The organism is Streptomyces sp. NBC_00335 (assembly GCF_036127095.1).
GTDB lineage: Bacteria > Actinomycetota > Actinomycetes > Streptomycetales > Streptomycetaceae > Streptomyces.
This window is the reverse complement of record NZ_CP108006.1, coordinates 1,236,991-1,251,338: the sequence shown is the minus strand read 5'-3', so window position 1 is coordinate 1,251,338 and position 14,348 is coordinate 1,236,991. Positions and strand designations below refer to the sequence as shown.

Sequence of the window (14,348 nt, the reverse complement as noted above, 5' to 3'; positions counted from 1 at the left end):
CGTCATCATCACCATGGGCAACCGCCCGGACGAGCTCAAGGCGCTCCTCGACTCGGTGGCCCGGCAGGACGGGGCCCCGGTCGAGGTGGTCGTCGTGGGCCAGGGCGTGCGCCTCACCGGCCTGGCGGACCCGGCGGCGGGCGTGCGCACCGTGGAGCTGCCCGAGAACCTGGGCATCCCGGGCGGCCGCAACGTCGGCATCGAGGCCTTCCGCACCGCGGGCGGCGCCGGCTCGGACGGGTTCGGCGTGGACGTCCTGCTCTTCCTGGACGACGACGGACTGCTGGAGCGCACCGACACCGCGGAGCTGTGCCGGCAGGCCTTCACCGAGGACCCCGAGCTGGGCATCGTCAGTTTCCGGATCGCCGATCCGCAGACCGGTGAGACCCAGCGCCGCCACGTTCCGCGGCTCCGGGCCGCCGACCCGATGCGCTCCTCGCGCGTCACCACCTTCCTGGGCGGCGCCAACGCCGTCCGCACGAAGGTGTTCGAACAGGTCGGAGACCTTCCGGGGCAGTTCTTCTACGCGCACGAGGAGACCGATCTGGCCTGGCGGGCGCTCGACGCCGGGTGGCTGATCGACTACCGGGCGGACATGGTGCTCCTGCACCCCGCCACGGCCCCCTCCCGGCACGCGGTCTACCACCGTATGGTGGCTCGCAACCGGGTGTGGCTCGCCCGCCGCAACCTGCCCGCCCCGCTGGTCCCGGTCTACGTGGGCGTCTGGCTCCTGCTGACGCTCCTGCGCAAGCCCTCGGGGCCCGCGCTCAAGGCCTGGTTCGGTGGCTTCAAGGAGGGCTGGACCACCTCCTGTGGTCCCCGGCGCCCCATGAAGTGGCGTACGGTCTGGCGGCTGACCCGGCTGGGAAGACCGCCTGTCATCTGACACGTCCGGGTCTGAGACCATGGCGCGATCACGAACCGATCGACTCAGTCCCGATGCCACCTTCTCCCGCATCATGAAGACGGAAAGTTTCATCTTGTGAGTGACACAACCCAGGACGGAGCCCTTGCCACGAGCAAGCGGCCGTCCGAAGACGCCGGGCTGAGCCCCGCGGAGCTCGCCAGGAAGTACGGCCTGTCCGTCAGCGGAGCCCGGCCGGGCCTGGCAGCGTACGTGCGCGAGCTCTGGGACCGCCGGCACTTCATCATCGCGTTCTCCCGCGCCAAGCTGATGGCCCAGTACAGCCAGGCGAAGCTCGGCCAGATCTGGCAGGTGGCGACCCCACTGCTGAACGCGCTGGTCTACTACTTGATCTTCGGGCTGATCCTGAATGCCGGCCAGGGCATCGCCAAGGACGACTACATCCCCTTCCTGGTGATCGGCGTCTTCGTCTTCACCTTCTCGCAGTCCTCGCTGATGGCGGGTGTGAGGGCGATCCCGTCCAACATCGGGCTGGTCCGCGCGCTGCACTTCCCGCGCGCCTCGCTGCCGATCTCGTTCTCGCTGCAGCAGCTCCAGCAGCTGATGTTCTCGATGATCGTCGTGTTCCTGGTCGCGGTCGGGTTCGGGAACTACCCGTCCCTGTCGTGGCTGCTCGTGATCCCGGCGCTGATCCTCCAGTTCGCCTTCAACACCGGTCTCGCCCTGATCTTCGCCCGGATGGGGGCCAAGACCCCCGACCTCGCGCAGCTCATGCCGTTCGTCACGCGTACGTGGATGTACGCCTCCGGCGTCATGTTCTCGATCAAGACGATGCTGGAGGGCAAGCCCGAGTGGATCGCGGACGTCCTGCAGTGGAACCCGGCAGCGATCTACATGGACCTGATCCGCTTCGCGCTCATCGACGGGTACGGCCGGGAGAACCTGCCGCCGCACGTCTGGGCCTTCGCGGCCGGCTGGGCCGTCCTGATCGGCGCCGGCGGATTCGTGTACTTCTGGAAGGCTGAGGAGCGCTACGGCCGTGGCTGACAACAACCAGGGGCACGTCCCCACCGTCATCGCCGACGACGTGCACATCGTCTACCGGGTCAACACCGGCAGCTCCGGCAGGGGCAGTGCCACGGCGGCGCTCAGCAAGATAGTCCGCCGGCGCGGCGACGCACCGGGCGTCCGCCGGGTCCACGCCGTGCGAGGGGTCTCCTTCACGGCGTACCGGGGCCAGGCCATCGGTGTCATCGGCTCCAACGGCTCCGGCAAGTCCACCCTGCTGCGCGCCATCGCGGGGCTCCTGCCCTGCGAGTCGGGCAAGGTCTACACCGACGGCCAGCCCTCGCTGCTGGGCGTCAACGCGGCGCTGATGAACGACCTCACCGGTGAGCGCAACGTGGTCCTCGGCGGTCTCGCGATGGGCATGACCCGCGCGCAGATCCGCGAGCGCTACGACGACATCGTCGACTTCTCGGGCATCAACGAGAAGGGGGACTTCATCTCCCTGCCGATGCGGACCTACTCCTCCGGCATGGCGGCGCGCCTGCGCTTCTCCATCGCCGCGGCGAAGGACCACGACGTCCTGATGATCGACGAGGCGCTGGCCACCGGTGACCGGAAGTTCCAGGTGCGTTCCGAGGCCCGCATCCGCGAACTGCGCCAGACGGCCGGAACCGTTTTCCTGGTGAGTCACAACAACAAGTCCATCCGCGACACCTGCGACCGGGTGCTGTGGCTGGAGCGGGGCGAACTCCTGATGGACGGCCCCACCGAGGAAGTCGTCTCGGCATACGAGAAGGCGACCAGCTGACGGATTTCCACCGACGGCCCCCACCGCGTCCGGCGGCGGGGGCCGTCGCATGCCGTGCGGCCGGCGGGCGCATCCGGAGGATCGCATTTCGCGTGGTGGCGTGCGGGCGACATCGTGCGGTGGACCGAATACCCGTCGAGCCCCGGCGGCGTTGTACAGCGTAAGCTGGGCCGGGCCTCAATCGCGGGCAAGAGGGGGCGATTCCCCCCTAGGTGAATAGCCCAGGACGTCCAGGGGAAAACCCGGCGGCGTGTCCGAAATAGGATGTATTGGGTTGGCAGTGTAGAACGGGAGATGTGACGGCAATGGCTACGGGAATTCTCCGGCCCCCAGGCACGACGGCCGTTCCCGCCGCGGGCGGCGGGCGGTGACCCCGGGGAACGGCACCAGCCCCCGGCCGCACGAGCTGCCCGACGCCTCCGGCTCCTTCCCCGCCCACCCGGGCGCCGCCACCCTCGGCAAGGCGCGCTCCGAGAACTTCCCCGTCGCCCCCGCCTTCCTGCCCCGCGCCTGGCGCGAGGGCCTGATGGCGGTCTACGGGTATGCCCGCCTGGTCGACGACATCGGCGACGGCGACCTCGCCCCGGGCGGCCACGACGCCGTGCTGCTCGGTCTCGACCCCGCCGCCACGGACGACCGGTCCGCCATGCTCGACGCCCTCGAAGCAGACCTCGGGCGGGTCTTCGGCGGCACCGACGGGCCTCCGCGCCATCCGCTGATGCTGGCCCTGCAGCCCGTCGTGCGCGCCCACGGGCTCACCCCCGAATCGTTTCTCGGGCTCATCGAGGCCAACCGCCAGGACCAGCGGGTCGCGCGCTACGAGACGTACGGCGACCTCCTCGGCTACTGCGAGCTCTCCGCCAACCCGGTGGGCCGCCTCGTGCTCGACCTCACCGGCACCAGAACCCCCGAGCGGATCCGCCGCTCCGACGCCGTCTGCACCGCCCTGCAGATCGCCGAACACCTCCAGGACGTCGCCGAGGACCTCGCCCGGGACCGGATCTACCTCCCGGGCGAGGACATGCGCCGCTTCCACGTCACCGAGACCGACCTGAAGGCCCCGTCCGCGGGCGCGTCCGTACGCGCCCTCGTCGCCTTCGAAACCGAACGGGCACGGGAACTCCTCGACGAAGGCATGCCGCTCGTGGGCAGCGTCCACGGAAGGCTCCGGCTGCTGCTCGCGGGCTTCGTGGGAGGAGGACGCGCCGCCCTGCGAGCCGTCACCGCCGCCGGCTTCGACGTCCTTCCCGGCCCGCCCAAGGCCACCAAGAGCGGCCTGCTCCGCGAGGTGGCCGCCGTCCTGCGCACAGCGCCGAGAAAGGGGTGAGCCCGACCGTGGAGGGCCCCACACACGCGTCCGCACCGGGCGCGCCGACAGCGATGTCCGCACCGATTTCCGCTGCCTACAGCTACTGCGAGGCCGTGACCGGCTCGCAGGCGCGCAACTTCGCCTACGGCATCCGGCTGCTGCCCGCGGACAAGCGCCAGGCGATGTCCGCGCTGTACGCCTTCTCCCGGCGGGTCGACGACATCGGTGACGGCACGCTGCCGCACGAGGTCAAACTGACCCGGCTGGAAGAGACCCGCACCCTGCTCGGACGGATCCGCGCCGAGGAGATCGACGAGGACGACACCGACCCGGTCGCGGTCGCCCTCGCGCACGCCTCGCGCCGCTTCCCGATCCCGCTCGAAGGGCTCGACGAACTCATCGACGGCGTCCTCATGGACGTCCGCGGCGAGACGTACGAGACCTGGGACGATCTCAAGGTCTACTGCCGCTGCGTGGCCGGGGCCATCGGCCGGCTCTCGCTCGGCGTGTTCGGCACCGCAACCTCCAACGGATCTGCCGGGTCCGGCGCGCACGACGCGGCACGGGCCGGCGAGTACGCCGACACCCTCGGTCTCGCCCTGCAACTCACCAACATCCTGCGGGACGTTCGCGAGGACGCGGACAACGGCCGGACCTACCTGCCCGCCGAGGACCTCGCCAAGTTCGGCTGCTCCGACGGTTTCCGCAGCGAGCGGATGCCCCGCGGCTCCGACTTCGCCGGGCTCGTCCACCACGAAGTGCGGCGCGCCCGCGCCCTGTTCGTGGAGGGCTACCGGCTGCTGCCCCTGCTCGACCGGCGCAGCGGCGCCTGCGTCGCGGCCATGGCCGGCATCTACCGGCGACTCCTCGACCGCATCGAGCGCGAGCCGGAGGCGGTGCTCCGCGGCCGGGTCTCGCTGCCGCCGCACGAGAAGGCGTACGTGGCCGTCCGCGGCCTCTCCGGCCTGGACGCGCGGACCATCGCGCGCCAGAGCACCAGGAGGCGGCTCTGATGGCGTCGGGCCGGCGAGCCCCGCAGGGGCGGACGGGAGCAACCCCGCAGCGCCCGGCGGCGTCTGTGGGAGCGACAGAGGAGGACGCATGACCGCGCACGACGCCGTGGTCGTCGGCGGCGGGCTCGCCGGCGTCACCGCCGCGCTGGAACTCGCCGACGCGGGCCTGCGGGTGACCCTGCTGGAGGGCCGGCCCCGCCTCGGCGGCCTGGCGTTCTCCTTCAAGCGCGGCGAACTGACCGTCGACAACGGCCAGCACGTCTACCTGCGCTGCTGCACCGCCTACCGGTGGTTCCTCGACCGCGTCGAAGGCACGGACCTGGCGCCCCTGCAGGACCGGCTCGACGTGCCCGTGCTCGACGTCGCCCACCCCGGCGGCCCCCGGCTCGGCCGGCTGCGGCGCAGCGCCTTGCCCGTACCGCTGCACCTGGCCGGCTCGCTGGCCCGCTACCCGCACCTCTCGCTCGCCGAGCGGGCCTCCGTCGGGCGCGCCGCCCTCGCGCTGCGCCGCCTCGACCCCGCCGACCCGGCGCTCGACGGCGTCGACTTCGCGACCTGGCTCGGCCGGTACGGCCAGTCCCCGCGCACCATCGAGGCGCTGTGGGACCTCGTCGGCATCGCCACGCTCAACGCCACCGCCGCGCAGTCCTCGCTGGGGCTGGCCGCCATGGTCTTCAAGACCGGCCTGCTCTCCGAGAACGGCGCGGCCGACATCGGCTGGGCCCGCGTACCGCTCGGCGACCTGCACGACACCCTCGCCCGCAAGGCCCTGGACGCCGCCGGGGTGCGCACCGAACTGCGCACCCGGGTCACGGACATCTCCCGTACCGAGGAGGGCGGTTGGCGGGTGGCCACCGAGGGCGACTCGTTCGACGCGGGCACCGTCGTCCTCGCCGTCCCGCAGCGCGAGGCGCACGGACTGCTGCCCGCCGGAGCGCTCGCCGACCCCGACAAGCTGCTCGACATCGGCACCGCGCCGATCCTCAACGTGCACGTCGTGTACGACCGCAAGGTGCTCAAGCAGCCCTTCTTCGCGGCGCTCGGCTCGCCGGTCCAGTGGGTCTTCGACCGCACCGACTCCTCCGGACTCCCCGACGGCGGCCAGTACCTGGCGCTGTCCCAGTCCGTCGCGCACGAGGACATCGACGAGCCCGTCTCGGTCCTGCGCGCCAAGTACCTGCCCGAGCTGGAACGGCTGCTGCCCGCCGCGCGCGGAGCCAAGGTGCGCGACTTCTTCGTCACCCGGGAGCGCACGGCGACCTTCGCCCCCACCCCCGGCGTCGGCCGGCTGCGGCCCGGAACCCGGACCGACACGCCGGGGCTCTTCCTCGCCGGTGCGTGGACCGCGACGGGTTGGCCCGCGACCATGGAGAGCGCCGTCCGCAGCGGACTGAGCGCGGCCCACGCCGCGCTCGTCCCGCTGGGCCGCCACCGCGAACACCCCTTGCAGGAGGCGGTATGACCACCACCGGCACCGTCGGCGCCATCGCCACCACCGGTACCGCCACCACCGGTACCGGCACGACCGGCACCGCAGCACCACGCACCGCAGTACGTACAGGAACCAGAGGAGAGCCAGTGAACCCGGGGAATCCGGCCGTCGAGAACACGGACGCCAGTGCGGGCCCGGCCGGCGGGGAGAAGGCGGACACGCTCGCCCTCCTCGAACGAGGCCGTACGCTCTCGACGCCCGTGCTCCGCGCCGCCGTGGACCGGCTCGCCGCGCCCATGGACACCGTCGCCGCCTACCACTTCGGCTGGATCGACGCCCACGGCAACCCGGCGGACGGCGACGGCGGAAAGGCCGTCCGCCCCGCCCTCGCCCTGCTCTCGGCGGAGGCCGCCGGCGCCGCCGCCGAGGTCGGCATCCCCGGCGCCGTCGCGGTCGAACTCGTCCACAACTTCTCGCTGCTGCACGACGACCTGATGGACGGCGACGAGCAGCGCCGCCACCGCGACACGGTGTGGAAGGTCCACGGACCCGCCCTGGCCATCCTGGTCGGCGACGCGCTGTTCGCCCTGGCCAACGAGGTGCTCCTGGAGCTCGGCACGGTCGAGGCCGGCCGCGCGGCCCGCCGCCTGACCACCGCGAGCCGCAAGCTCATCGACGGCCAGGCCCAGGACATCTCCTACGAGCACCGCGAGAGCGTCACCGTCGAGGAGTGCCTGGAGATGGAGGGCAACAAGACCGGCGCCCTGCTCGCCTGCGCGGTCTCCATCGGCGCCGTGCTCGGCGGCGCGGACGACCGTACGGCCGACAAGCTGGAGGAGTACGGCTACCACCTCGGCCTCGCCTTCCAGGCCGTCGACGACCTCCTCGGCATCTGGGGCGACCCGGAGTCCACCGGCAAGCAGACCTGGAGCGACCTGCGTCAGCGCAAGAAGTCGCTGCCCGTCGTCGCCGCCCTCGCCGCCGGCGGACCGGCCAGTGAGGAACTCACCCAGCTGCTCGCCGCCGACGCCAAGAGCAACGACTTCGAGAACTTCTCCGAGGAGGAGTTCGCGGCCCGCGCAGCGCTCATCGAGGCCGCCGGCGGCCGCCGGTGGACCGCCGACGAGGCGCGCCGCCAGTACGAGATCGCCATCAAGGCCCTCGACGAGGTGGACATGGACCAGCGCGTGCGCGACCAGCTCGTGGCGCTCGCCGACTTCGTCGTCGTGCGCAAGAGGTGATCGCCACCCGTACGCGCATATGAATCGCCAGTCGCCGGCCGGTACTGCCTGCCAGTAGTACCGGTCGACGGCAACCCCCAGTACAGCGGATGACAGCAGAGGACACTGCACGCAAAGGGGAAGCCATGACTGCGACGACCGACGGCGGCGCCAATGCCTGCGGCGCCGACCCGAACGGCACCGGGACCACCGGGCCGCCGGGCCCGGTTCCCGGAGCGGGGCCGGACACCGGACCGGGCACCGGACCCGACCCCGGCCCCGCCGGGCTGCGCGGGGTCCGCGAGGCCACCGAACGGGCGGTCCGGGACCTGCTCGACCGGCAGGACGAGGCCGGCTGGTGGAAGGGCGACCTGGAGACCAACGTCACCATGGACGCCGAGGACCTGCTGCTGCGCCAGTTCCTCGGCATCAGGGACGAGGCCACCACGCGGGCCGCCGCCCTGTTCATCCGCGGAGAGCAGCAAAGCGACGGCACCTGGGCCACCTTCCACGGCGGCCCCTGCGACCTCTCCGCCACCATCGAGGCCTACGTGGCCCTGCGCCTCGCCGGAGACGACCCGGGCGCCCCGCACATGGCCCGCGCCTCGGCCTGGATCCGGGCCCACGGGGGCATCGCGGGAGCCCGCGTGTTCACCCGCATCTGGCTGGCGCTGTTCGGCTGGTGGAGCTGGGACCACCTGCCCGAACTCCCGCCCGAACTGCTGTTCCTGCCGCCCTGGGTGCCCCTGAACATCTACGACTTCGGCTGCTGGGCCCGGCAGACGATCGTCCCGCTGACCGTGGTCTCCGCGCTGCGCCCGGTCCGCCCGGCCCCCTTCGCCCTGGACGAGCTGCACACCGACGCGCGGACCCCCTACCCCGTCAAGAAGCTCGCACCGCTTGCCAGTTGGGACGGCGCCTTCCAGCGGATGGACAGGGCCCTGCACGTTTACCGCCGGTTCGCCCCGCGCCGGCTGCGCGCCGCCGCCATGGCGAGCGCGGGCCGCTGGATCGTGGAGCGGCAGGAGAACGACGGCTGCTGGGGCGGCATCCAGCCGCCCGCCGTGTACTCCGTCATCGCCCTGCACCTGCTCGGCTACGACCTCGGACACCCGGTGATGCGGGCCGGACTGGAGTCCCTCGACCGGTTCACGGTGTGGCGCGCGGACGGCGCCCGCATGATCGAGGCCTGCCAGTCCCCGGTCTGGGACACCTGCCTGGCGGCCATCGCGCTGGCCGACGCGGGACTGCGTCCCGACCACCCCGCCCTGGTCAAGGCCGCCGACTGGATGCTCGGCGAGGAGATCGTGCGCACCGGGGACTGGGCCGTGCGCCGACCCGGACTGGCCCCGGGCGGCTGGGCGTTCGAGTTCCACAACGACAACTACCCCGACATCGACGACACCGCCGAGGTCGTCCTCGCCCTGCGTCGCGTCAAGCATCCCGACCCGGCACGCGTGGAGGGCGCCATCGCCCGGGGAGTGTCCTGGAACCTCGGCATGCAGTCGAAGAACGGCGCCTGGGGTGCCTTCGACGCCGACAACACCAGCCCCTACCCCAACAAGCTGCCCTTCTGCGATTTCGGCGAGGTCATCGACCCGCCCTCGGCCGACGTCACCGCCCACGTGGTGGAGATGCTCGCCGTCGAGGGCCGGGCGGGCGACGCCCGCACCCGGCGCGGCATCGCCTGGCTCCTCGCCGAACAGGACCCCAACGGCGGCTGGTTCGGCCGCTGGGGCACCAACTACGTCTACGGCACCGGCTCGGTGGTCCCGGCCCTGACCGCGGCCGGCTTCGCCCCCTCGCACCCCGCGATCCGGCGGGCCGTGCACTGGCTGGAGTCCGTACAGAACGAGGACGGAGGGTGGGGAGAGGACCAGCGCTCCTACCAGGACCCGTCCTGGGCGGGGAAGGGCGCCTCGACCGCCTCGCAGACGGCATGGGCGCTGATGGCCCTGCTGTCGGCCGGGGAGCGCGACGCGCCGTCCGTGGAGCGGGGGATCGGCTACCTCGTCTCCACCCAGCGCGCCGACGGCACCTGGGACGAGCCGTACTTCACCGGCACCGGCTTCCCCTGGGACTTCTCCATCAACTACCACCTGTACCGCCAGGTCTTCCCGCTCACCGCGCTCGGCCGCTACCTGTACGGAGAACCGTTCGGCCCCGGCGGGCGGTACGCGGATCCGACCGGCCTCCCGCACGCCGCCCCGTCCCCCGGGGAGCTGTGATGACCGGCGGCCCCGCCACGGCCGCCCCGCCGCCGCTGCTGATCGCCTGCGCCCTGCGCATCGAGCGGACCGCCCTGCGCAGCACCTCGTACCGCGGCAGCCGCGAGCGGGGAGCGCCCGAGCGGTACGAGGTCCTGCGCACCGGCATGGGCCCGCGCGCGGCGGAGCGCGCCGTCGGCAGCAAGCTCGCCGAGCCGGAGCTGCGCGGCGCCGCCGTGCTCGCCACCGGATTCTGCGCCGGGCTGCTGCCCGGCATGAGCCCCGGCGACCTCATCGTCGCCGAGGAGACCCGGGACCCGCGCGGCACGGTCGCCTGCGCCGGTACCGCCCTGCTCGCCGAGGCGCTGGCCCGGGCCGTACCCGGCCGGACCGTACACCTCGGTGCACTGACCGGATCCGACCACGTCGTCCGGGGCCAGGAGCGCGCCCAGCTGCGCGCCGGCGGCGCCATCGGGGTCGACATGGAATCGGCCGCCACCCTCTGGACCGCGACCCGGGGCGGGAGCGCCCAGGGCGGCGCGGACCGTCCGGTTGCGGCCGTCCGGGTGATCGTGGACGCTCCGGAGCATGAGCTCGTCCGCATCGGCACTGTTCGCGGGGGAATATCGGCCTTTCGCGTACTGCGTGCCGTACTGCCCGCGTTTTATGAATGGCACCGTTCTTTGCTGCTCCCCCGGAGGTGAGCCAGATGGCCATGCCACTGCGACAGACGATCAGGGTCGGGACGTACCTGCTCGAACAGAAGCTCCGCAAGCGCGAGAAGTTCCCGCTGATCGTCGAGCTGGAACCGCTCTACGCCTGCAACCTGGCCTGCGAGGGGTGCGGGAAGATCCAGCACCCGGCCGGGGTGCTCAAGCAGCGCATGCCCGTCGCCCAGGCGGTGGGCGCCGTGCTGGAATCGGGCGCGCCGATGGTGTCCATCGCGGGCGGCGAGCCCTTGATGCACCCGCAGATCGACGAGATCGTGCGCCAGTTGGTGGCGAAGCGGAAGTACGTCTTCCTCTGCACCAACGCGATGCTGCTCCGCAAGAAGATCGAGAAGTTCACGCCCTCCCCGTACTTCGCCTTCGCCGTGCACATCGACGGTCTGCGCGAGCGTCACGACGAGTCGGTGGCGAAGGAGGGCGTCTTCGACGAGGCGGTCGAGGCCATCAAGGAGGCGAAGAAGCGCGGATTCCGGGTGACGACCAACTCCACCTTCTTCAACACGGACACCCCGCAGACCATCATCGAGGTCCTGAACTACCTCAATGACGATCTCCAGGTGGACGAGATGATGATCTCGCCGGCCTACGCCTACGAGAAGGCCCCCGACCAGGAGCACTTCCTCGGCGTCGAACAGACCCGCGAACTCTTCAAGAAGGCCTTCGCGGGCGGCAACCGGCGGCGCTGGCGGCTCAACCACTCGCCGCTCTTCCTGGACTTCCTGGAAGGCAAAGCCGATTTCCCCTGCACGGCCTGGGCCATTCCGAACTATTCGCTCTTCGGCTGGCAGCGTCCCTGCTATCTGATGAGCGACGGGTACGTGCCCTCGTACCGGGAACTGATCGAGGAAACCGACTGGAGCAAGTACGGCCGCGGGAAGGACCCGCGCTGCGCGAACTGCATGGCGCACTGCGGGTACGAGCCCACGGCCGTCCTGGCCACCATGGGTTCGCTGAAGGAGTCGCTGCGGGCGGTCCGCGAGACCGTGGGGGGCGGGAGCCGGGACAAGTCGGCATGACCGGCTTCGACCTCGGCGAGCTGCTGGCCGAGCGGGGTGGCGAGCGGTACGAACTGCACGCCCGCCACCTCAACCACCAGCTGCCCCGGATGCTGCACACCATCGGCTTCGACAAGGTCTACGTGCGGGCCGAGGGAGCCCACTTCTGGGATGCCGAGGGCAACGACTACCTCGACATGCTGGCCGGCTTCGGAGTGATGGGCCTGGGCCGCCACCACCCGGTGGTCAGGCAGGCCCTGCACGACGTGCTGGACGCCCAGCTCGCCGACCTGACCCGCTTCGACTGCCAGCCGCTGCCCGGGCTGCTGGCCGAGAAGCTGCTCTCCCACAGTCCGCACCTGGACCGGGTCTTCTTCGGCAACAGCGGCACCGAGGCGGTGGAGACCGCCCTGAAGTTCGCCCGGTACGCCACCGGGCGGCCCAGGGTCCTCTACTGCGACCACGCCTTCCACGGGCTCACCACGGGCGCGCTCTCGGTCAACGGCGAGGCCGGCTTCCGCGACGGCTTCGCCCCGCTGCTGCCGGACACCAAGGTCGCCCTCGGAGACCTGGCCGCGCTGGAGCGGGAGCTGAAGAAGGGGGACGTGGCGGCCCTCGTCGTGGAGCCGATCCAGGGCAAGGGGGTGCTCGCCGCCCCGCCCGGGTACCTGCTCGCCGCACAGGAGCTGCTGCACCGGCGGGGGGCGCTGCTGATCGCGGACGAGGTGCAGACCGGCCTCGGACGGACCGGCGACTTCTACGCCTACCAGCACGAGGCCGGAGTCGAACCGGACCTGGTGTGCGTGGCCAAGGCGCTCTCCGGCGGCTACGTGCCCGTCGGCGCGACCCTGGGCAAGGACTGGATCTTCAAGAAGGTCTACTCCTCCATGGACCGGGTGCTCGTCCACTCCGCCAGCTTCGGCTCCAACGCCCAGGCGATGGCGGCCGGACTCGCCGTCCTGTCCGTCATGGAGGACGAGGAGGTGGTGGCCCACGCCCGCGCGATGGGCGACCTGCTGCGCGGGCGGCTGGCCGCGCTCGTGGACGAGTACGAACTGCTCCACGAGGTACGGGGCCGCGGGCTGATGATCGGCATCGAGTTCGGCCGGCCGTCCTCGCTGGGCCTGCGGAGCCGCTGGAGCATGCTGCAGGCGGCGCGCAAGGGGCTGTTCGCGCAGATGGTGGTGGTGCCGCTGCTGCAGAAGCACCGGATCCTCACCCAGGTCTCCGGCGACCACCTGGAAGTGATCAAGCTGATCCCGCCGCTGATCGTGGACGAGGCGGACGTCGACCGCTTCGTCGGCGCCTTCCGCGCGGTCATGGACGAGGCCCACGGCGGCGGCGCGCTGATGTGGGACTTCGGCCGGACACTGGTGAGGCAGGCCGTCGCCAACCGCTGACGGCCCACCTCGTGGGGCGTCAGTCCAGCAGCCGGTCGTGGAGCCTGCCGAGGGTCTCGGGCGCGAGCCCGAGGCCCTCGGCGAGGTAGCGCTCCACACCGCCCCACTCCTCGTCGATGGTGTCGAAGGCCGCGGTCAGATACGCGGCGCGGGCATCGAAGAGCGGGGCGAGCAGCTCCATCACCTCGGGGGCGCGGGCCTCGGGCGAGCCGTTGCCCCGGCGGACCCGGTAGCGGTTGTGCGGGGCGTTCGACTCCAGGTAGTCCGCGAGGATCGCCTCCCGCCCGACACCCAGCGCGAGCAGGGTGACGGCGATCGACAGCCCGGCCCGGTCCTTCCCGGCGGCGCAGTGCATGAGCGCGGGGACGCTGTCCTCGGCGAGCGCGTGCACCACCCGGCTGTGCTCGGCGGTCCGGGTCCGGATCATCGTCCGGTACGAACGGGACATCCGCGCGGCGGCCTTGCCCTCGCCCAGGATCTCGCGGAGCTGCGCCAGGTCCCCTTCGCGGACCATCTTCCAGAACTCCCGGCCGTCGGCCGGATCCGACAGCGGAATGCCGACGTTGCGCACGCCGGGCAGCTCCACGTCCGGACCCTCCAGGGCGTGGTCGGCGCCGTTGCGGAAGTCGAAGACGGTGTGCAGTCCGAGCGATCCGAGGAACTCCGCGTCGCTTTCGGTGGCATGCGCCAGATGTCCGCTTCGAAACAGTCGTCCTGACTTGACCGTCCGGCCGTCCGCGGCCGGCAATCCGCCCACGTCACGGAAGTTGCGGACTCCCGTCAGTGCCGGTTCCGGCGCCACCGGATCGGTGTGGGGGCTCTGGGGTATCTGCTGGGTCACAGGGGCTCCTCCGTGTCTCCGTGTGGTCGTCGTCGCGCGTGTCCGAATTACGTTGGTTGCTGACAACTTGCCATAGCGAGGGGCGAGATCGGACACGTCCCCGTGAGCCAGATCATACGGTGACCGTGAGTGCCTGATCGCGAAGGGCGAATTCCCCTGTCCGGACGGTTGTTGGGGGAGGGGAATGGACGCAGGGTGACCGTAATTCCGTCGGTCCATCATCACTTGGAATCCATGGGGGAATTCGGGACTTGTTCCGTGCCGCCGGGCTGGATTACCTTCGCGATCGATCCGGATGGACCGCCTAATCCTGCCGCCGTCCGGAAACCGCACCCGACTATTCACGCGCGCGGCAGGAGCGGGGGAACCAGGTAAGCCGCTGTTCCGGAGCTCCTTCGGGATCTTTACAACGGGACAGCTCGGGGTGAAGCCGTCCATGTGCTGTTCAACGGCGCACGTACGGCCGGACATCTCCAGTCCGAACCCGACAGCTCACCTCGCAGGCGTCGGAGAGGAATTCGC

At 71.4% G+C, this 14,348-nt stretch carries 12 protein-coding genes and 1 riboswitch; of the genes, 11 read left to right on the top strand and 1 reads right to left on the bottom strand.

The features are described 5' to 3' along the window. Window positions 1-13 precede the first annotated feature (13 nt). The 11 genes from OHA37_RS05790 to OHA37_RS05740 all read left to right on the top strand — a co-directional run bounded on the left by OHA37_RS05790 (window position 14) and on the right by OHA37_RS05740 (window position 12,985). Entirely contained in the window at window positions 14-886 is an 873-nt protein-coding gene (locus OHA37_RS05790; RefSeq protein ID WP_443046288.1) for a glycosyltransferase family 2 protein, read from the top strand. A gap of 96 nt (window positions 887-982) precedes the next feature. Then, window positions 983-1,912, top strand: a complete 930-nt coding sequence (locus tag OHA37_RS05785) for an ABC transporter permease (protein WP_266903126.1) — start codon at window positions 983-985, stop codon at window positions 1,910-1,912. Continuing rightward, window positions 1,905-2,681: an ABC transporter ATP-binding protein gene (locus OHA37_RS05780; protein WP_266903124.1), complete on the top strand. Its 777-nt coding sequence runs from the start codon at window positions 1,905-1,907 to the stop codon at window positions 2,679-2,681. Before OHA37_RS05785 ends, OHA37_RS05780 begins: the two co-directional genes overlap by 8 nt. A 406-nt stretch (window positions 2,682-3,087) precedes the next feature. Then, a complete protein-coding gene (gene hpnC / locus OHA37_RS05775) occupies window positions 3,088-4,008 on the top strand; it encodes a squalene synthase HpnC (RefSeq protein ID WP_266912527.1) in 921 nt (306 codons plus the stop codon). After that, entirely contained in the window at window positions 4,005-5,003 is a 999-nt protein-coding gene (gene hpnD, locus OHA37_RS05770) for a presqualene diphosphate synthase HpnD (protein WP_443046118.1), read from the top strand. The genes hpnC and hpnD overlap by 4 nt, the downstream gene beginning before the upstream one ends. Before the next feature lie 88 nt (window positions 5,004-5,091). After that, window positions 5,092-6,465 carry a hydroxysqualene dehydroxylase HpnE gene (gene hpnE / locus OHA37_RS05765; protein WP_266903120.1) on the top strand — a complete coding sequence of 458 codons (1,374 nt, stop codon included), beginning with the start codon at window positions 5,092-5,094 and terminating at the stop codon, window positions 6,463-6,465. Between the two features lie 116 nt (window positions 6,466-6,581). After that, complete coding sequence (locus OHA37_RS05760; RefSeq protein WP_266912525.1) at window positions 6,582-7,676, top strand: polyprenyl synthetase family protein; 1,095 nt, start codon at window positions 6,582-6,584, stop codon at window positions 7,674-7,676. Between the two features lie 125 nt (window positions 7,677-7,801). Beyond that, window positions 7,802-9,883 (top strand): squalene--hopene cyclase, encoded by a 2,082-nt coding sequence (shc, locus tag OHA37_RS05755; RefSeq protein ID WP_266903118.1) that lies wholly within the window; start codon window positions 7,802-7,804, stop codon window positions 9,881-9,883. Beyond that, complete coding sequence (locus tag OHA37_RS05750; protein ID WP_266903116.1) at window positions 9,883-10,566, top strand: phosphorylase family protein; 684 nt, start codon at window positions 9,883-9,885, stop codon at window positions 10,564-10,566. The genes shc and OHA37_RS05750 overlap by 1 nt, the downstream gene beginning before the upstream one ends. 5 nt (window positions 10,567-10,571) lie before the next feature. Then, window positions 10,572-11,606 carry an adenosyl-hopene transferase HpnH gene (gene hpnH, locus OHA37_RS05745; protein WP_266903114.1) on the top strand — a complete coding sequence of 345 codons (1,035 nt, stop codon included), beginning with the start codon at window positions 10,572-10,574 and terminating at the stop codon, window positions 11,604-11,606. Further along, the gene (locus OHA37_RS05740; protein ID WP_266903112.1) at window positions 11,603-12,985 is read left to right on the top strand and encodes an aspartate aminotransferase family protein; all 1,383 of its coding nucleotides are present in this window, start codon (window positions 11,603-11,605) and stop codon (window positions 12,983-12,985) included. The genes hpnH and OHA37_RS05740 overlap by 4 nt, the downstream gene beginning before the upstream one ends. A gap of 19 nt (window positions 12,986-13,004) precedes the next feature. Here the strand turns inward: OHA37_RS05740 and OHA37_RS05735 are convergent, their stop codons facing one another. Continuing rightward, window positions 13,005-13,826, bottom strand: coding sequence for a tyrosine-protein phosphatase (locus tag OHA37_RS05735; RefSeq protein WP_266903110.1), 822 nt, complete (start codon window positions 13,824-13,826; stop codon window positions 13,005-13,007). Between the two features lie 324 nt (window positions 13,827-14,150). After that, window positions 14,151-14,347: riboswitch (cyclic di-AMP (ydaO/yuaA leader) on the top strand. The last annotated feature ends 1 nt before the right edge of the window (window position 14,348 follow it).

Bases quoted from the DNA above. Each gene is read 5' to 3' on its own strand.
- OHA37_RS05790 (WP_443046288.1), top strand. From the start codon at position 14: ATGGGCAACCGCCCGGACGAGCTCAAGGCGCTCCTCGACTCGGTGGCC.
- hpnE (WP_266903120.1), top strand. From the start codon at position 5,092: ATGACCGCGCACGACGCCGTGGTCGTCGGCGGCGGGCTCGCCGGCGTC.
- shc (WP_266903118.1), top strand. From the start codon at position 7,802: ATGACTGCGACGACCGACGGCGGCGCCAATGCCTGCGGCGCCGACCCG.
- OHA37_RS05750 (WP_266903116.1), top strand. From the start codon at position 9,883: ATGACCGGCGGCCCCGCCACGGCCGCCCCGCCGCCGCTGCTGATCGCC.
- hpnH (WP_266903114.1), top strand. From the start codon at position 10,572: ATGGCCATGCCACTGCGACAGACGATCAGGGTCGGGACGTACCTGCTC.
- OHA37_RS05740 (WP_266903112.1), top strand. From the start codon at position 11,603: ATGACCGGCTTCGACCTCGGCGAGCTGCTGGCCGAGCGGGGTGGCGAG.